The 20321-nt window shown below is 45.6% G+C and carries 13 protein-coding genes; 11 read left to right on the top strand and 2 right to left on the bottom strand.

Translation table 11 applies throughout. The features are described from left to right. Nucleotides 1-170: 170 nt before the first annotated feature. Nucleotides 171-2288 (bottom strand): alpha-galactosidase, encoded by a 2118-nt coding sequence (locus AB4329_RS05360; RefSeq protein WP_102321133.1) that lies wholly within the window; start codon nucleotides 2286-2288, stop codon nucleotides 171-173. A gap of 831 nt (nucleotides 2289-3119) precedes the next feature. Between AB4329_RS05360 and AB4329_RS05355 the strand changes: the two genes are divergently transcribed. The 11 genes from AB4329_RS05355 (at nucleotide 3120) to nth (ending at nucleotide 17071) form a co-directional block, all read left to right on the top strand. Beyond that, the gene (locus tag AB4329_RS05355) at nucleotides 3120-4364 is read left to right on the top strand and encodes a carbohydrate porin (RefSeq protein WP_136973539.1); all 1245 of its coding nucleotides are present in this window, start codon (nucleotides 3120-3122) and stop codon (nucleotides 4362-4364) included. 107 nt (nucleotides 4365-4471) lie between these two features. After that, on the top strand, nucleotides 4472-5374 hold the full coding sequence (locus AB4329_RS05350) for a MalM family protein (RefSeq protein WP_136973538.1): 903 nt from the start codon (nucleotides 4472-4474) through the stop codon (nucleotides 5372-5374). A gap of 121 nt (nucleotides 5375-5495) precedes the next feature. Then, the gene (locus tag AB4329_RS05345) at nucleotides 5496-8597 is read left to right on the top strand and encodes a beta-galactosidase (RefSeq protein ID WP_372137780.1); all 3102 of its coding nucleotides are present in this window, start codon (nucleotides 5496-5498) and stop codon (nucleotides 8595-8597) included. 299 nt (nucleotides 8598-8896) lie between these two features. Beyond that, on the top strand, nucleotides 8897-9901 hold the full coding sequence (locus AB4329_RS05340) for a substrate-binding domain-containing protein (protein ID WP_372137779.1): 1005 nt from the start codon (nucleotides 8897-8899) through the stop codon (nucleotides 9899-9901). A 269-nt stretch (nucleotides 9902-10170) separates the two neighbouring features. Continuing rightward, nucleotides 10171-10749, top strand: a complete 579-nt coding sequence (gene rsxA / locus AB4329_RS05335) for an electron transport complex subunit RsxA (RefSeq protein ID WP_004734039.1) — start codon at nucleotides 10171-10173, stop codon at nucleotides 10747-10749. A gap of 2 nt (nucleotides 10750-10751) precedes the next feature. Continuing rightward, on the top strand, nucleotides 10752-11345 hold the full coding sequence (gene rsxB, locus AB4329_RS05330) for an electron transport complex subunit RsxB (protein ID WP_004734040.1): 594 nt from the start codon (nucleotides 10752-10754) through the stop codon (nucleotides 11343-11345). A 7-nt stretch (nucleotides 11346-11352) separates the two neighbouring features. Next, nucleotides 11353-13890 carry an electron transport complex subunit RsxC gene (rsxC, locus tag AB4329_RS05325; RefSeq protein ID WP_372137778.1) on the top strand — a complete coding sequence of 846 codons (2538 nt, stop codon included), beginning with the start codon at nucleotides 11353-11355 and terminating at the stop codon, nucleotides 13888-13890. Continuing rightward, entirely contained in the window at nucleotides 13890-14936 is a 1047-nt protein-coding gene (rsxD, locus tag AB4329_RS05320) for an electron transport complex subunit RsxD (protein ID WP_017063459.1), read from the top strand. Before rsxC ends, rsxD begins: the two co-directional genes overlap by 1 nt. Nucleotides 14937-14949: 13 nt before the next feature. Then, nucleotides 14950-15579 (top strand): electron transport complex subunit RsxG, encoded by a 630-nt coding sequence (gene rsxG, locus AB4329_RS05315; RefSeq protein ID WP_017061171.1) that lies wholly within the window; start codon nucleotides 14950-14952, stop codon nucleotides 15577-15579. Continuing rightward, entirely contained in the window at nucleotides 15579-16271 is a 693-nt protein-coding gene (locus AB4329_RS05310; protein WP_012603531.1) for an electron transport complex subunit E, read from the top strand. The genes rsxG and AB4329_RS05310 overlap by 1 nt, the downstream gene beginning before the upstream one ends. Before the next feature lie 164 nt (nucleotides 16272-16435). Continuing rightward, nucleotides 16436-17071: an endonuclease III gene (nth, locus tag AB4329_RS05305; RefSeq protein ID WP_017061172.1), complete on the top strand. Its 636-nt coding sequence runs from the start codon at nucleotides 16436-16438 to the stop codon at nucleotides 17069-17071. Nucleotides 17072-17251: 180 nt separating this feature from the next. Here the strand turns inward: nth and AB4329_RS05300 are convergent, their stop codons facing one another. Then, nucleotides 17252-20005 (bottom strand): cation-transporting P-type ATPase, encoded by a 2754-nt coding sequence (locus tag AB4329_RS05300; RefSeq protein ID WP_102321073.1) that lies wholly within the window; start codon nucleotides 20003-20005, stop codon nucleotides 17252-17254. Nucleotides 20006-20321 lie beyond the last annotated feature (316 nt).

The raw sequence follows: 20321 nt of genomic DNA, 5'->3' as shown, positions 1-20321 counted from the left end.
GCATGAGAACGATTACATAAGTACAGTATCACGCTGGGAATACCTACAGTTCTCCAATCTATACGGGCACATCAAATTGATTTGATAGTTCATGACGGCTTATTAAAGGCAATAAAAAACCGCGTAATTTCACCTACGCGGTTCATCAAATATAAAGCCTATGCTAAAACTTACTCGATACGTTCAAACTTAATCAGCATCGCTGTTTCTGCGTCAAGTATTGGCATCGTCAGCCCCACCTCGGCACACCAAGCACCTGATAATTCACAGCAAGACTCTGTCCATGGCGGTTGATAATTCACAATATCATCGTAATTTGACGGTTTATCAATCACAGATACCTTGTATAAACTTTGTGGATCTAGCCCAGGTATACGCAAATGACCACTCAATGAATTGGTTGGCATCGCAAGCTGTGCAATCATCACCACAGCTTCTGACACATCTTCGGAGACGACCGCATGGATTTGATGGGCACTATCGTCCGTTGGAACTCGCCAAGTTCTCCCGCTATGCAGTAACGGGCGCAGCATCTTATGTAGCTTGATGTAGTGTTCAAAGCCCTGCTTCTCTTCTTGCACTTCTTTCACAGGATCTAATTCAATCCCCATATGACCAAACAGTGCTGTTAGACCACGAAACTCAATACTATGACGACGACGAGTGCTGTGGCAGTGGCTCGCACCAATATGGCTTCCCATTACCTCAGGGGGGAAGAAGTAACTCATCCCACGCTGAATCGTTTGTCTTTCCAGCGCGTCATTGTTATCAGACGCCCAAAAACGTTGCGTACGCTTAAGAACCTCAAAATCGATACGACCACCACCAGCCGCACACGATTCAATATCAACCATTGGGTGCTTCTCTCGGACTTTATCGACCAACTCATAATAACGAGCGGTTTGTTGATGAGCCGCAGCCCTGCCTAGATGCGCAGGTTGTACAACTTCTCGGTTCATATCCCACTTAATGTAAGCAATGTTGTACTGACTTAAGAAGTGGTCAAGACGCTCAAACAAAAAGTCGAATGCTTGTTGATTCTGAAGATCGATAACATATTGATTACGACCCGTTGGTTGGTCATAGCCGTCAACCGCAAGCAACCAGTCTGGATGGGCTCGGTATAAGTCAGAATCCTTATTGATCATCTCAGGTTCGAACCACAATCCAAACTCCATACCCAACTGATTAACGTGCTCAACTATCGGATCTAAACCATTTGGGTATTTTTCTTCATCTAAGAACCAATCCCCTAGCGCAGCCTTGTCTCCGCAGCGCCCTTTGAACCAGCCATCGTCAATGATAAAACGCTCTACTCCCATATCCGCGGCTTGGCTAGCCATCGACATAATATAATCAGGATCATGGTCAAAATAGATGCCTTCCCAAGTATTAAGATGGATAGGTCGAGGCTTTTGTGCGAAAGACTCCGGCAAGATGGAACAACGCACATGGGAGTGGAACTGATGGCTCATTCCATTTAAGCCTTCCGAACTGAAACTGGCATATAACCAAGGTGTCGTTAAGCTTTCACCTTCATCCAATGTAATCTCACCCGGTAGATAAATAACTTCCGCTTGCACGTAGCGACGACCGTCTGCTTTTACATCCGCGCGCAGTCTGTGGTTACCACTCCAAGCGAAGTGAATCCCCCACACATCACCTGCCATTTCATTAAAGTTAGCGGTACCGACAACCATCGCTGGATAATGTTCATGAGACGTTCTTCCGCGACGATTTTCTTGCTGATAGCCCCCTTGCTGTAAGGGTTGACGCACCGTTTGGAACTCATGTACCCAGCGGCCGTAGTACGTCATCAACTCATTAGCTCTTGCTGGTAATGGCAAAGTATTGGCGAGACGGTTCACCTGATAAAGGCCGGCTTTAACGTTGGTTAAGGTGTGACGAGATTTCACAACATCATGTTTATCGAGGCATAACTCGGTTGTTAAACGTAAGCCTGCACGTATATCTTCACTCTCAATGATTAGGCTAGATGGTGTTTGTTGAACATCCGTAATAGAGAAAACAGGCGCCCAGTCCAATCCGTCTCGGTGCCCTTCTAATGCCGGACTGCTGAAAACACCGCGCCCGAGCTCTGGGCTCAGAGACATAGCAACATCATTATCAAGGCGGCCGTATGGAACCGGTCTTTCAAGAGAAACACGGAAGCTAGCTAAATCACCACGAACGGGAGCTCCCCAATGAAGAATTTCGGCAAAATCGCCAAGTTCTACAATCAGTTGCGAGTGTTGACCGGTAATATCAATTAGGGATTTATTCGTCATTTTTTTAACCTTAACGCGTTTAATTACCCCGTATCATAATTATTAAGCCCAGAGTTTCTGTGATCAAACTCGAAATCATGAAAACGTTTCCAGTAAATATTCAAGACTGATAACTTTGGTAAATAGCTCCTAATTCAAAGATTTAGATTGACCACCATTCCATCTCATATTGCCTACCTCTAGGTAGAATTGAACTTTCCACTCTAAATAAAGCAATATAAAACGATAATTAATGGCAATTTAATCTTTTAAATTCAGTACATTAAATCAAAGTTCCCATTAACACATAGGCTAAAATACATTTCCTCTTGAACTGATCACATCACACTCGTATTCTTAGATCTTCGAGTACATCTATGAAGTGTCTCTCTGGGTCCTAACTTTTACATTCCAGCTTGACGGTACAGAACACGATGCTTGTAGCCTTGCTGCTGCATTTGCTTTGATACTTACTTCCTTGTCTCACGAGCCCAGTTATCATTAACTGGGCTGCTTTTCCTCAAAGCCCTCGAACAACCCGACACTCAAAGTACCTCAAACCCGCTTCACCTCAAATTCCAAGACAACCAACAGCATAATCACTCCCTCTAAACCACCGCATAGCACTGAGTAAAGAAAACGATTCCACTTTAAAATCACAAAACCTAGCGTAAAAACACCTATACAAGCCCAATAATCAGATCAAAATCACACAAAATAATCACAAACCCATCAATAGCATAAAAATGCCAACTTCATCATGAAAACGTTTCCAAAGTTTATTTACACTTTCGCTCGAGTTAGGACTCAAACATAAAAATATCCATAAATAAAAAATAATGGAGACACTTCATGAAACAAAAAATGCTAGTCAAAGCATTAGGATTCACTCTGTCCCTCGCCCCATTAGTCAGCTTCGCTGCAGTGGAGAACGTAACGTATTTTGGTTATGCAAAATGGGGCAACATCTACACCGATAATGACCAACATAACGACGGCAAAGGAGAACGCAACGACGTTATTCGAGCGGGCCAAGGTTACGGTAACTACCGTTTAGGTAATGAACTAAATTGGTGGGAAGCGGGAGTGAAAGCCGATGTATGGCGTGACAATGACGCCTATTTTGACACCACGATTTATCTAGGCAGTGGAGATAGCTGGGGAGACGTGAGTACGATTCAGCTTTGGTCAGCAGGCCATGGGCTTATCGACGGCCAACCCAACGCAAAAATTTGGGCAGGTGAACGTTTTTACCGTCGCCACGAAGTCCACATGATAGATGTTAAGTACTGGGATACATCCAGCACCGGTCTTGGTATTGAAGATTGGGATCTCGGCTTTGCTGATGCTCACTTAGCTTGGATGGCACCAAACTCTTCAAGTGACGATGGACGCAGCCTTCATAACATCGATGCCCGCTTAAGTGGCATTGAGCTAAGTGAAACAGCAGACCTAACACTCGGCCTAAACTACGTAACCACGCAGAACTCAAGCTACGACGATAAAGACATTACTACTTCTGGCGCAATGCTCTCTGCTCTTTACCGTCAAGCTTGGAACTACGGTTCAAACACCTTGGCCTTCCAATATGGTACCGATGCGTTGGCAGGTGGATTAATGAGTGCTGAAGGTGGATCAAACAGAAAATACAGCACGGGTGTGGAACACGATGGTTCTAGCTGGCGCCTATTTAACCACGGTGACTTGAATATCAGTGAAGATGTTCAAGTGATGTACTCCATCGCTTATCAAGACAAAAACCTAGATAACAACGATGGTGAGAAGTGGTTCAGTGTCGGAGCTCGTCCTCAATATGCTTGGACAGATTACATGTCGACAGCATTAGAGGTGGGTTACGAAACGGTAGAAGCTCAAAACGGCTCGGGCACCAACGATATGTATAAAGTGACCGTGGCTCAAATGTTCCAAGCTGGAAAAGGGGTATGGGCTCGTCCATCTATTCGTATTTTTGCGACGTACTCTGAATCCAACAACGAATGGGATCGTGGTAACGAAGTGTATGGCACGGCGACGAGCATCAATGCAGAGACCGTCGATGAAATTACCTTTGGTTTCAACGTAGAAACTTGGTGGTAAACACAGAAACAAAGCGTCAATTCAACCATTGAGTTGGCGCTTGAAACTGGAATAGCAAATTTAATGGGGAAGCCAATGGTTCACCCCTTTACAAAGGTAGTAATGAGATGAAATTAAAATCATTGGTAGTCATTGTCGCGGCATTAACTGTAAGCGCATGCAGCGGGATACCAGAACAAGAACTCAATACTGATTTCAATAGCAGTGCATGTTGTTCTCAACTCAGCGCGCTACCTATCACTCAATTATCTATTCCATTCCACCAGCAAGTCATCATGGACGGTGATTTACCGACCCTTTCCTCTTCATTGTTAAATGACAATACACAAGCGGATAGCCAACGCTTTCCGACCATCGCGTACCAAATCAGTGACACGACAGAATCGCTGTCCTTGCTCATTCGTTCATACATTAAAAATGATGCGCTATTCGCACCGTCTATTTATGTCTTTGACAAACAATGGCGACTGCTTGGTCAATACAGTACTAACGACTTCACTTACTACCCGACAACGATGCAAGGGTTAGAAAGAATTGAAGCATCAATTGCACTCGAACCTCAACGAGACAACGCGCAATTTATTGTGGTCAGCGCCGATAGCACTAAGTTAGATAGCGCCATCAATCGAATTCATCCTGAAGATCTGTATTCAGAATCTCAGCAGGTTATTGGCAATAAGCAACTGCCGTTGACTGCGACGTTGAGCTACGTAGGTGTCATTGATGTTACGGCGAGCAAATCAACAAACAGTGCGGTTTTGACTCTATTGGCTGAGCTTGGTGTTTCATCCGACAATGAACCCGAAACCTTAGGTTCAAAGCAAGTTTCTCAACCATCAAATCAGACAATTGAAACCAATCAAAAGGCGCAATGGCTGAATATCCAAAAAGACATTGACCAAGCCCTAAACAACAATGACATCAAACAAGCTGCATTTATTGCTAATCAAGCGGCCGAACAGGGCATACCCGAAGCAAAAGATTATTTATTAAAACAGCTCGCTGAATAGCTGAATAAGCCAACAGAACAATACGCATAACCAACGATTTGATAACGGTCATCACGGCTTAAAAGACCGATGACTTAATAGAATTATTACCCATATTGAACACTTTAAGAGTAGGAATACCATGAAGGCATTTTCAAACATCATCCAAAGACGCGATTGGGAAAACCCACAGTCTGTGAATATCCACTGCCTTAATGCGCACAGCCCATTATCAAGCTACCGCAACCTTAAGCACGCTCGAGACGGCATTGAGTCACAACGTAAATCTCTTAATGGACAATGGAAGTTCAAATACTTTGATGCACCTGAACAAGTTGACGGTGAATTTATCGAAACAAGTTTCAATGACTCACAATGGGACGAGATTACCGTACCATCAAACTGGCAAATGCAAGGCTACGATAAACCTATCTACGCCAACGTAAAATACCCATTTGAAGTGAACCCACCGTTTGTACCGGCAGAAAACCCAACCGGTTGTTACCGCACTCAAATTACGTTGACTAAAAATGACCTAAAGAACACCCAACGTATTATCTTTGATGGCGTTAATTCCGCTTTTCACCTTTGGTGTAATGGCAATTGGGTTGGTTACAGCCAAGATAGTCGCTTACCTGCCGAGTTCGACTTAACTCAGTATCTAACGGTCGGCGATAATACACTGTCTGTTATGGTGATACGTTGGTGTGATGGTAGCTATTTAGAAGACCAAGATATGTGGTGGCTAAGCGGTATTTTCCGTGATGTGACCTTGCTAGCTAAACCAAAGCAGTGCATTGAAGATGTGTTCGTTACGCCTAATTTAGACGCATGCTATCGCGATGGTTCACTGTCTATTGTCACCAAAATTACGGCACCAGACACTTACCAAGTTCAGGTTCAACTGTTTGACGGTGAAAACGCAGTAACTGAGCCGCTTATCGATCGCCCTCATAATCGACGAATTGACGAGCGTGGCACCTACGACGATGTGGTATTCCAAACTCTTCATGTTCGAGATCCGAAGAAATGGAGCGCAGAAGTTCCTAACCTTTACCGAATTGTCGTGTCATTGCTTGATTGGCAAGGTAACCACATAGAAAGTGAAGCTTATCAAGTTGGATTCCGTAAAGTCGAAATGACAGACGGTCAGCTAAAGCTAAACGGCAAACCGCTATTGATTCGCGGCGTCAACCGTCATGAGCATCACCCAGAGTTGGGGCATGTGATGACAGAAGAAGACATGATCCGCGATATCTGTCTAATGAAGCAGTACAACTTCAATGCTGTGCGTACCGCGCACTACCCTAACCACCCACGATGGTACGAGCTGTGTGACGAATACGGTTTATACGTGTGTGATGAAGCGAACATCGAGACCCATGGCATGCAGCCTATGAATCGCTTGTCTGCAGACCCACAATGGGCACACGCTTATATGAGTCGTTACACGCAAATGGTCATGCGTGATAAGAACCACCCTTCTATCATCATCTGGTCTTTGGGCAACGAGTCAGGGCACGGCAGCAGCCACAATGCGATGTATGCTTGGTCGAAACAGTACGATCCTTCTCGCCCGGTACAGTATGAAGGCGGTGGTTCAAATACCACAGCGACCGATATCATTGCGCCAATGTACGCACGCGTTAACAGCACTATCGAAGACGATGCCGTTCCAAAATGGTCTATCAAGAAATGGGTTTCTCTGCCTAACGAGCAACGCCCGCTTATTCTTTGTGAATACGCACACGCAATGGGTAACAGTTTGGGTAGCTTTAATGATTACTGGGATGCATTCCGAGAATATCCTCGCCTACAAGGCGGTTTCATCTGGGATTGGGTTGACCAAGGACTAAGCCAATGGGATGAAAACGGTGAACACTTCTGGGCCTACGGTGGAGACTTTGGCGATGTCATCAACGACCGTCAGTTCTGCATCAACGGTTTGATCTTCCCAGATCGCAGCGTACACCCGACCTTGGAAGAGGCGAAATACTGCCAGAGAATGATCAATGTGACGTTAGCAGAGCAAACTGAAGATCAATGCCGCCTAACGGTAACCAATGAAAACCTGTTCCGAGCGACTGACAATGAAATCTTACGCTGGCAATTGCTCGAAAATGGCATCGTGATTCAATCAGGGCAACAAGTCTTATCCGTTGCTGAAGATAGTAAACAAGAGCTGGTAATTGACCTCGCTTTCACACCAAAAGCACAAGCCGAATATCATCTCAACACCGATATTACTCTGACTCATTCAACCAAGTGGGCAGAAGAAGGCCATGTTTGTGCGACGGAGCAATTTGCTTTACGTAACCATGCTGGCTTGCAACTCCCGATCACGGCAAATGCTTTGGCTCCCCAGTTACATCAGCAAGACAATAAAGTGGTCGTGTCTAGCCTAGATGAAACACATCAATGGCAATGGGATACAGAGAGTGGATTGTTGACCCACTGGATCGTTGATGGGCAACCGCAAGTTATCAAGGCACCTGTCGATAACTTCTATCGCGCGCCACTTGATAACGACATTGGTATCAGTGAGATAGACAACATCGACCCAAATGTATGGGCTTGTCGCTGGGAACTTGCAGGCATTGGTCAATGGGAGCGTCAGTGTACAAGTTGTGTCGTGCAAGCGCTCGCAGACTCAGTACAAGTGGCGTCAGTATTCGCCTACCAATTTAATGGCCAAATCCAAGCGATTACCAAATGGCAATACACCTTAAATAACCTAGGCGAAATGAATATCGCGGTTGATGTCAACTTAGCCGATCACTTACCACCGATGCCACGCATTGGTCTTGAGATGGAGCTACCTTTACCACTCGAAACTGCCAATGAAACTCCAGTATCGTGGCTGGGATTAGGTCCTTTTGAAAACTATCCAGACCGTTTGGCTGCTGCTCGATTCGGTTTACACAAACAGACACTGGATCAGATGCATACGCCGTATATATTCCCAACCGATAGCGGGTTACGTTGCGGAACCAAAAACTTGAATGTAGGAAATATCGGGATCGAAGGCGATTTTTCATTCAGTGTGAGTCAGTACAGCCAGCAACAATTAACGGATGCTAAGCATACCAATGACCTGACTCGTGAAGAGAAAATCTATGTACGCGTAGATCACCAACATATGGGTGTTGGTGGTGATGATTCTTGGAGTCCAAGTGTTCACCAAGAGTTTCAACTCACCGACAATCAATATCGTTATCAGGTTACGCTAACAAGCGCATCGTAAGTAGATTCGGACCAAGCGGCTTGCTCTAAGCCACTTGGTTCCCCTATTACTTTGGGTTACCTGTGATTACCTTACTTCACGCGACAACAGCTCACACGACAGCAGTCCACACGCCAATGTGACTCAAAAGCCAAGCTCAAATCTAGAGCTTGGCTTTTTATTTTCAAACTAGTCAGCCAATCAAAAATAAACCATCAAACCTCGTCATATTTGATGTTTAATATTTGAATTGCCTAACTATCCGTTGTTAAATGTCCAACCACCAGCACACAGCATTATATTCAGAATAAGAGAGCGGAATGGCTACCATTAAAGATGTTGCGAAGGAAGCAGGCGTATCAATCGCGACCACCTCTCGAGTAATCAACAATGCACCTCACACCAGTGAAACCGCAATTGCGGCGGTAAAAGCCGCTATGGAAAAACTCGGCTATCGCCCAAATGCCAACGCCCGTGCATTGGTCAGCAAATCTTCAAACGCGATTGGTGTACTGGTTAATGATGTTTCTGCCCCGTTCTTCGGCTCGATGATCAAAGCCATTGATACCGTGGCAAGTGAGCAAGAAAAGCAGTTACTGATTGGCAGCGGCTACCATGACGCCACCAAAGAGCGTAATGCGATTAACCTGCTGATCAACAGCCGCTGCGAATCACTCGTGGTTCATAGCAAAGGCATTAGCGACGAAGAGCTGGTCAAGCTGGCCAATGAAGTACCCGGCATGGTGCTGATCAATCGCATTGTTCCCGATATCGAAAACCGTTGTATTGCTCTCGACAACCGCCGCGGCTCCTACATCGCGACCGAGTATTTGATTAAAAACGGCCACAAACACATTGGCTACATCTGCTCGAGTCACGATATTGAAGATGCTCACGACCGCTTAGGTGGCTATTTGGATGCATTGAAAGATCACGGTATTGAATCGAACGATGAGTACATCGAATATGGTGAACCTGACGAGCTAGGCGGTGAGCAAGCCATGGTTAACTTAATGGCAAAAAACACAGATATCACAGCCATTGCAACGTATAACGACTACATGGCAGCAGGCTGTTTGGCGTTATTACAAGAAAATGGCGTTCGTATTCCAGAAGATATATCAGTTATTGGGTTTGATGACGGCCACATTGCTCGCTTCATCTACCCTCGATTGACCACCATTCGTTACCCAATTCAAGTCATGGCTAATCAAGCGGTTAAGCTCTCTCTGCAACTCGCAAGTGACGAGCCAAAAGAACACACGGAACATAAGCTATTTATGCCAATTTTGGTGCGCAGAGCCTCTGTTCGAAACATTAATTGAGAAAGCTCAGGTTCATAAAGACTAAGTCATTTCGTTCCTCGACACTTTTTACAACAAAGAAAATAGGATTGATTCGATGAGTTATCATTGAGTTAATCTTATTTTTCATTCCCCGCAAATACCCACCTATACTTAACCTGATCCATCTTAATCAAACGGTTACCCGTTGATTTTTTCACCAAGTGTCTAAATCCCTAGTGATCCTTGGTTGTTATTAGGTGAGCAAAGCAGGATAATATCGGGATCGGAATCTCAAGAATTAATCCATTATGACCGAATACCTTTTGTTGTTGGTTGGCACAGTGCTGGTCAATAACTTTGTGCTAGTGAAGTTTTTAGGACTATGTCCATTTATGGGAGTCTCCAAGAAACTGGAGACTGCGATTGGCATGGGCCTCGCGACGACTTTCGTTCTAACGTTAGCGTCGGTCTCTGCATACCTAGTAGAAACCTACATCCTTACCCCTCTGGGTATTGAATACCTGCGTACCATGAGTTTCATCTTGGTTATCGCGGTGGTTGTTCAATTTACGGAAATGGTCGTTCACAAAACCAGCCCGACTCTTTATCGCCTGCTGGGTATCTTTCTGCCTCTTATCACCACCAACTGTGCGGTATTAGGTGTGGCACTTCTGAACATCAATGAAAACCACAACTTCATTCAGTCGATCATCTATGGTTTCGGCGCAGCGGTGGGTTTCTCTCTTGTATTGATCTTATTTGCTGCAATGCGTGAACGTATTGCGGTTGCTGATGTTCCAATGCCATTCAAAGGCGCATCGATTGCGATGATCACAGCAGGCCTAATGTCTCTGGCATTCATGGGCTTTACTGGGTTGGTGAAATAAACATGAGTACCATTTTAATTGCGATCATTGCGCTAGCCGTTTTAGCCGCTGTTTTTGGCGCTATTTTGGGCTTTGCTTCTATCCGTTTTAAAGTTGAAGCTGATCCTATCGTCGATCAAATCGACACCATTTTACCGCAAACTCAATGTGGCCAGTGTGGCTACCCTGGCTGTCGCCCATACGCAGAGGCGATCGCTAACGGAGACAAGATCAACAAATGTCCTCCGGGCGGCCAAGCAACCATTGAGAAGCTAGCAGATTTAATGGGCGTAGAAGTTGAAGACTCCGCTCATGACTTAGATAACAAAGTAAAAACCGTTGCCTTCATTCACGAAGATATGTGTATCGGCTGTACCAAGTGTATTCAAGCCTGCCCTGTTGACGCCATTGTTGGTGGCACCAAGGCACTGCACACAGTAATTAAAGATGAATGTACAGGTTGTGATCTATGTGTCGCACCGTGCCCTACTGACTGTATTGAAATGATTCCAGTGGCAACAACGACTGAAAATTGGAAATGGCAGATGAACATCATCCCTGTTACTGATATCACTAACCAAGCGACTGATGCGACTGCGTCAGAGCCTAAAGCATAGGGTTAGTATGATCTCTTTAATTGAACAAATTCGCACGGGCTCTATTTGGAACTTCCCTGGTGGCGTGCACCCTGCTGAAAACAAGAAACAGTCGAATACTACTGATATCGTCCATGCAAGGCTTCCAGAAGAAATCGTTCTTCCTGTGAAACAGCACATCGGTAAGCCGGGGAACCTATTGGTTGCTGCTGGCGACACTGTGTTAAAAGGTCAGCAACTTACGGCCTTAGACACAGGTTTTACTTTGCCAGTACACGCACCAACATCGGGTGTGATTACCGCTATCGAACCGCGAACTACCGCTCACCCTTCAGGCTTGAGCGAAATATGCGTGGTTATTAAACCTGATGGCCTAGACACTTGGATTGAAAAAAATCCAGTTGAAGATTTTTCGACAAAGACTTCTGACGAACTGCTTGATGTGATTCGCCAAGCTGGTATTTCAGGCATGGGCGGCGCAGGTTTCCCTACGGCTAAGAAGCTTCAATCAGGCTTAGGTCGTACCGACATTTTGATCGTCAACGCTGCGGAATGTGAACCTTACATCACCTCTGATGACAAGTTGCTTCAAGAACATGCCGACGAAGTATTAAAAGGCATCGAAGTGGTTGAACACATTCTTCAACCAAAGCTGACGGTTATCGGCATTGAAGACAACAAACCAGATGCGATAAAAGCACTTGAGATTGCAGCGAAAGACAAAGATATCGTCATTCGCGTTATCCCAACCAAATACCCTTCTGGTGGTGAGAAGCAACTTATCAAGATCCTCACCAACAAAGAGGTTCCAGCTGGCGGCATTCCTGCAGACATTGGTGTTTTGGTTCAGAACGTCGGCTCTCTTTACTCGATTAAGCGAGCGGTAATTGACGGCGAACCTGTGGTTAACCGCGTTGTGACATTAACCGGTAAAACCTTTAAGCAACCTCGTAACGTTTGGGCGCTATTAGGCACACCAGTACATGAGTTACTTGAAGAGTTTGGCTACAAAGCAGATAAAAAACTGCCGCGTTTAATTTTGGGCGGCCCGATGATGGGCTTTACCTTGCCGCATGCCAATGTGCCAATCACCAAAACGTCGAACTGTATTTTGGCGCCAACGCGTCGTGAGATCTCACCAAGCACTTACGAGATGGAATGTATCCGTTGCAGCGCATGTGCTGAAGCTTGCCCTGCGTCTCTACTTCCTCAACAACTGCAATGGCACGCCAAAGCCAACGAGTTGGATAAGTGTGAAGAGCTAAATATTAAAGACTGTATTGAATGTGGTGCATGTGCATTTGTCTGCCCAAGCGAAATCCCTCTTGTTCAGTACTATCGCCAAGCAAAAGCTGAAATCAAAACTCGAAAAGATGAAGCCGCTGCTGCAGAACGCGCCAAGATTCGTTTTGAAGAGAAGAACGCTCGTATGGAGCGTGATAAAGCCGAACGTGAAAACCGCTTTAAAAAAGCCGCAGATAACCGCCGTAAAGATATGAAAACATCCGGCGGTGATGATGCTATTGCTGCTGCGATTGCTCGTGTTAAAGCACAAAAAGCCGCTGCGGATCAGGTTCCGAATGAAGAACCAGCAGTGAAACCTGCGGTTGCTGCCGCTATTGCGAAGGCAAAAGCGAAACAAGCTGCAGCTCAAAAAGCGGAAGGCGCTGAACCAGACAACTCTGAAATGTCTAAACTGCGTGAAGAGCGCAAGCGTCAAGCGAGAGAGCGCAAGGCACAACAAGCAGCAGCCGATACTCCTGCAGAAAGCTCAGGCGATACGAAGAAAGACGCCGTTGCTGCTGCGATTGCTCGCGCTAAAGCGAAGAAAGCACAGCAAGCGGAATCTGCTTCGGATGCTCCTGTTGAAAGCTCTGGCGATGCTAAGAAAGATGCTGTCGCTGCAGCCATCGCTCGCGCTAAAGCGAAGAAAGCTCAACAAGCGGAATCGGCTTCTGACGCTCCGGCTGAAAAATCAGGTGACGCTAAGAAAGATGCAGTCGCTGCAGCAATAGCTCGCGCTAAAGCCAAGAAAGCACAACAAGCAGGTTCAGCTTCCGAGGCTCCGGCTAAAAGTACTGGTGATGCTAAAAAAGACGCCGTTGCTGCAGCTATCGCTCGTGCTAAAGCCAAAAAAGCCCAGCAAGCGAAGCAAGCAGAAACATCTGAACCAGTGGTTGAAGTTGAAACCGAGACTCAATCGGAGCAAGTCGACCCTAAGAAAGCTGCTGTTGCTGCGGCCATCGCTCGCGCTAAGGCTAAGAAAGCACAGCAAGCGACACAAGAAACAACCGAAGCTCCTGAACCTGCAGTTGAAACTGAAGCTGGAAGTTCTGGCGATGCTAAGAAAGACGCCGTTGCTGCCGCTATAGCCCGTGCTAAAGCAAAAAAAGCACAGCAAGCTAAGCAAGCAGAAACATCTGAACCAGTAGTTGAAGTAGAAACTGATACTCAATCTGAACAGGTCGATCCGAAGAAAGCTGCTGTTGCTGCAGCTATCGCTCGTGCTAAAGCGAAAAAAGCCCAGCAAGAGCTAGATAAAAAGAACAATGAGGAGAAAGAGTAGTGGCCTTCTTTATCGCCAGCTCACCGCACGCGCATAGCCGTAGAAGCACCCCAGATCTAATGAAATGGGTGGCTATTTGTGCATTGCCAGGTCTACTAGCTCAAACCTACTTCTTTGGATGGGGTACCCTCATCCAGTTAGTATTTGCTATTGCACTTGCTGTTACCTTTGAAGCAGCCGTCATGCTATTGAGAAAACGCCCGCCAGTAATGGCACTGCGTGATTACAGTGCTGTTGTAACCGCTTGGCTACTGAGTGTCGCGATTCCCCCACACTCTCCGTGGTGGATCCTCGTCATTGGTATGTTCTTCGCTATTATTATCGCGAAACACTTATACGGCGGCCTAGGGCAGAACCCATTTAACCCTGCGATGGTCGCTTACGTTGTTTTGCTGATTTCATTCCCAGTTCAAATGACCAGTTGGAATGCTCCCGCGAGCCTGACAGCAGAAGCAACAAGCTTTATTGACTCATTCTTGATGATCTTTACTGGCTTCAATAACGAAGGTTTGTCTCTGCAACAAGCACGCCTTGGCATTGATGGCACCACAATGGCGACGCCGCTTGATGCATTCAAAACGGCATTAACGGCAGGCAATACTGCCTCAGAAGCACTATCTCAACCTCAATTTAGTTGGTTAGCTGGCGTAGGCTGGGAGTGGGTAAACCTTGCTTACCTAATCGGCGGTTTAGTGCTGATTAAGCAACGTGTTATTCAATGGTATATCCCTGTGGCTTTCATCGGCAGTCTTACTCTGTTTAGCTTAGTGTTCTTAGTGCTCACTCCTGGTGAAACCGCTTCTCCAACCATTCACCTTCTGTCTGGCGCGACTATGCTTGGTGCATTCTTTATTGCAACCGACCCAGTTTCAGCATCCACGACAGTCAAAGGTCGCTTAGTGTTTGGCGCTCTGATCGGCGGTTTAGTCTTTATCATCCGCAGTTGGGGTGGTTTCCCTGATGGCGTGGCGTTTGCTGTATTGTTAGCCAACATGTGTGTTCCACTGATTGACTACTACACCAAACCTCGCACATACGGTCACTAAGGGAGCGGATACCATGCTAAATGCAATTAAGAAAAACGGCCTTGTACTCGCGATTTTTGCGTGTGCTTCGACGGGTTTGGTCGCGGTAACTCACTACCTGACCAAAGATCAGATCAAACAACAAGAACAGGCTCAGTTACTGTCTGTTCTTAACCAAGTGATCCCACACGATCAGCACGACAACGAGCTGTTTTCGTCTTGTACTTTGGTTCAAGCAGAAGAGCTTGGTACTGAGCAAGCGATGCCGGCTTACATTGCTAAGCTTAATGGTGAGCCTAGCGCGATTGCGATCGAAGCGATTGCACCAGACGGCTACAATGGCGCGATTAAAGTCATTGTTGGAATGAAAACTGACGGTACTATTTTAGGTACTCGCGTGCTTTCTCACCAAGAGACTCCGGGCTTGGGTGATAAGATTGATCTGCGTGTGAGTGATTGGATTCTTTCGTTTGCAGGTAAGCAAGTGACGGATTCTAATCTAGACCGTTGGAAGGTTCGTAAAGACGGTGGTGATTTTGACCAGTTTACTGGCGCTACTATCACGCCAAGAGCAGTCGTGAAGTCAGTCAAACAAGCGGTCCAGTACGTTAACCAAAACAACCAAGCATTGCTTGCTCAACCTCTAAATTGTGGTGGTGAATAATGAGTGACCATAAAACATTGATCAAAAATGGCATGTGGGCCAATAACCCTGCCCTAGTGCAACTTCTTGGGTTATGTCCGCTGCTGGCTGTATCGTCAACAGTCACTAACGCACTTGGGCTAGGCATTGCTACCTTGCTTGTACTGGTCGGCTCAAACGTTTCTGTTTCTTTGGTTCGTAATCATGTGCCAAAAGAAGTACGTATCCCAGTATTCGTAATGATCATTGCCTCGCTAGTAACCTGTGTTCAATTGCTGATGAACGCTTACGCCTATGGGCTTTACCTCTCTTTGGGTATCTTCATCCCGCTGATCGTAACCAACTGCATCATCATTGGTCGTGCGGAAGCCTTCGCTTCAAAAAATGAAGTGCTACCAGCGGCTCAAGATGGTTTCTGGATGGGTCTAGGCATGACATCAGTATTGGTCGTGTTAGGTGCGATGCGTGAGATTATTGGTAACGGGACCCTATTTGATGGCGCAGACCTGCTGCTTGGTGACTGGGCTTCGGTGTTACGAATCCAGATATTCCAATTTGATAACAGCTTCTTGTTAGCCCTGCTTCCACCGGGTGCCTTCATTGGTGTTGGTTTCTTAATTGCTTTGAAAAATATCATCGATAACCAAGCAAAATCTAGACAACCAAAACAAGAAAAACCAGTCATTGAACGCGCTCGCGTTACCAATGCCTAATAAGTTAAATTAGCTTAAACCTCGCTGAGTTAGCTCAACCACTCAGCGGGGGAAATCAGATCTAAACAGTACATATAATAATGACGCTCATAAGAGCGCGTAACCGATGATAAAGCAGAAGCAATCCAAGCTTCATGCCCTAACTATTTGAAAGTAATGTCGCTATGAACAATGTAAAACGAGTAGAAATACTTGAGCGTTTAAGAGAAAACAATCCAAAGCCAGAGACTGAGCTTAACTGGAACAGCCCATTCGAGCTGCTGATTGCCGTTCTATTGTCTGCACAAGCAACCGATGTCAGCGTGAACAAGGCGACGGATAAGCTGTACCCTTTAGCCAACACTCCGCAAGCAATTTTCGACCTAGGTGTTGATGGCTTAAAAGAGTATATCAAGACCATCGGCCTATTTAACTCAAAAGCAGAAAACACCATCAAAACGTGTCGTATGCTGCTTGACCTACATAATGGTGAAGTACCGGAAGATCGCGCTGCATTAGAAGCCCTTCCAGGTGTCGGTCGTAAAACAGCAAACGTAGTGTTAAATACCGCATTCGGTTGGCCAACCATTGCCGTTGATACTCACATCTATCGTGTATCAAACCGCACTAAGCTAGCGATGGGTAAAACCGTCGACGATGTCGAAGCAAAACTACTTAAAGTTATCCCAAAAGAATTCAAACTGGATGTCCACCATTGGCTCATTCTTCATGGACGTTACACCTGTGTCGCACGTAAACCACGCTGTGGCAGCTGTATCATTGAAGACCTCTGTGAATTCAAAGAAAAGAGCGAAGATTAGTCTTTCCGTTCACAACGATTAATCAATACGGCAGCGCTTAAAGCGCTGCTTTTTTATTGCCACTCTCTAGAATCCGCCTCTACATAAGTTTTCACTTCTAATTCTGCGTTCCCAAGACAACAGGCATAAAAAATCCCGCCTTTTATGGCGGGATTCAATTATTTAGCTAAGAAGTCTGTCTTAGATAAACTCCACTTTAGTCACTTCTTTGATAGCAGATAGAACAAATGTTGGTACTGCTGCAATGAAGATTAACGATATTAAGTGATTAAACTCTAGCGCTTCTGTGCTGAATACCAACTGACCGAAGCTTGTGTACACAACGCTTAAAGACAAGATAGCCGATACTGCCACCGCACCAAGTAGGTAGTGGTTAGTGAACGGATTCTTACGATAAATCGTTGTAAACGTACGTGCATCGAACAAGCTCCAAAGTTGAGCAAAGATCAGTGTTAAAAACGCAACGGTTTGTGCGTATTGAGCACTGTAACCACCGTCGAGTGCGTAAGAGAATGTCACAAAGCTTAGACCACCTAATGCGAGACCACGAGTTAGGATACGAGCGCCTAGACCATTAGAGAAGAAGCCTTGGTCACGTTTGCCTGGCTTACGCTCCATGAGATCTTTCTCTTCTGGCTCAACACCGAGTGCGAGTGCTGGTAGACCATCAGAAACGAGGTTAACCCATAAAATCATTAGTGGAGTTAGCGGAAGTACTACATCTGGTCCCATGAGTAGGAATGCAAATAGGATTACCGAAACCTCACCCACGTTCGCTGTAAGTGCTTGGCGGATAAACTTACGTAGGTTATCGAAAATTTGACGACCCTGACGTACCGCCTTCACGATAGTACTGAAGTTGTCATCCAACAGGATAAGGTCACCTGAGTCTTTCGCAACAGACGTACCTGTAATACCCATCGCAACACCAATGTCTGCACGACGCAGTGCTGGCGCATCGTTCACGCCGTCACCGGTCATAGAGGCAACTTCATTGTTCTCTTGCTGCGCTTTTACGATACGCAGCTTGTGCTCTGGAGTAACACGGGCAAATACTGCAACCTGAGAACAGATAGACAACAGCTTCTCGTCATCCATTTGGTCAAGCTCAGCACCCGTTACCACTAGATCGTCTTCGCTACGGATGATTCCGATTTCACGAGCAATCGCTGCTGCCGTGACTGCGTGGTCACCGGTAATCATTACCGTACGAACACCAGCGCTATAACAGCTATTTACTGCATCGCGTACTTCTGGGCGTGGTGGATCCATGATGCCATAGATACCCAGGATGCTGACGTCTTTTTCAAGCTCAGGGAAATCTAACTCAAGCTCTTCTTCTTTTAATTCACGGAAACCAACGGCAAGTGTACGCAGAGCATCACCACCAAAGGTTTGGATTGCCGCTTCAAAGTTTAAATGAAGCTCTTGAGACGGTGCGGTATCGAGAGCCAAGTTGCCTGAAACTTCACAGCCAACCGTTGGTACGAAACCACCGTCAACCATGAAGCTGGTTGATTTACCAAGAACAACATCTGGCGCACCTTTCAATGCTAGGAAGTGCTTACCTTGTGGGTCACGAACGATAACAGAAGCCATCTTACGACCAGAATCGAACGGGAACTTCTTAACGATTGAGTAGCCACCCGTTGATAGCATTTCATCTTGTTTAAGACCTGCTTTTGCAGCTGCAACAATTAGTGCACCTTCTGTCGGGTTGCCACGAACCGTCCATTTACCATCAGCATTTACATATTCAGCATCGTTACAAAGCGTTGCAACAACAAGACCTTTCATCATTGCAGGGCTGTTTGTCGCTTCGACATTGTGACCTTTGGTAATGAATTCACCCTTAGGATCAAAACCTTTACCTGACACATCCCAGTAACGACCAGACACATCGTACGCTTTCATCACCTGCATTTGGTTTTGTGTTAGCGTACCGGTTTTATCTGAACAGATAACGGTTGTAGAACCAAGCGTTTCGATTGCTGCTAGCTGTTTAGCCAAAGCATTATTCTTAACCATCTTAGTCGAGCCCATCGTTAATACGATAGTAACCACCGTTGGTAAACCTTCAGGAATAGCGGCAACCGATAAAGAGATACCTGTTGTTAGGATTTCTAACCATGGCATACCGTGGTAAACACCGATAGCACAAACAATAGCAACAACCACAAGAGCAACAACCAATAATGCGAGTGCGATGGTGTCCATACGCTCTTGCATTGGTGTTTTCGTCTCTTCCGTTTGGTTCATCATATCAGCGATGTGACCAACTTCAGTTTGCATACCTGTGCTTGTTACCACAGCAAGGCCTGTACCTGTAGTCACGATTGTTGTCATGAAGCCCATGTTCTTCTGATCGCCAAGACCAAGGGTCTCATCTTCAAGGCGTTCAGACTGCTTATTCACTGGCTCAGATTCACCGGTCAGTGCAGCCTCATCTACCGTCAGACGGTTTGACTCAAGAATACGAACATCAGCAGGCAGAATATCGCCAGTATTAATTTTGATGATGTCACCAGGAACGAGGGTTTTAGCTGGAACACTGATCCATTTACCATCGCGCATCACTTCGGCTTCTGGAGCTGCCATTTCTTTTAGCGCTTCCATCCCTTTCTGAGCTTTAAATTCTTGCCAGAACGCGATACCAGTATTGATAAGGATAATCACTGCAATAGCAATAGCATCAATCGCGTGGCCAGTAGACCAAGAAACGATTGCACCAACAGCTAGAATAAAAATCAGTGGGTTTTTATATTGATGAATATACAGTTCCCACGCAGAAGCTGACTCTTGTGCAGTCAGTTCGTTAGTGCCGTGCTTCTCTAAGCGTGCATCCGCTTCAGAAGTTGATAAACCTGTCGTTTGATCTGCGTTCAGTTCGTTTAAAACATCTGAACTTTGTTGTGTAAACCATTTACTCGTCATTTGAGTACTCCACATCAATGCCTCACGCCGAGGCTAATGTAATAAAATAATACTTATTCTTATGTGATAGAAAAATCGCACAAATCAAAAGTGAATATTTAGTCGATTTGGTGCGCTTGAAAAACTATATAGTAAGGATTGTCTATTTAGCAAAGATCGCAAAAGATACACTTGATACACACTTGACAACTACTTTGAAAACACAACCACATCAAACATCAAACATAAAACAAACAATACAAGCCCAAACTATTGTTTAAAAAAGATAAGCACAAAAAATAGACACCCTTTGCACTTTCGTAAAAACCATTGGTTA

The organism is Vibrio sp. 10N.261.54.A5, from assembly GCF_041471145.1.
Taxonomy (GTDB): Bacteria; Pseudomonadota; Gammaproteobacteria; order Enterobacterales; family Vibrionaceae; genus Vibrio; species Vibrio crassostreae_C.
The sequence above is the reverse complement of the archived record's forward strand: the minus strand, read 5'-3'. Positions and strand labels throughout refer to the sequence as shown.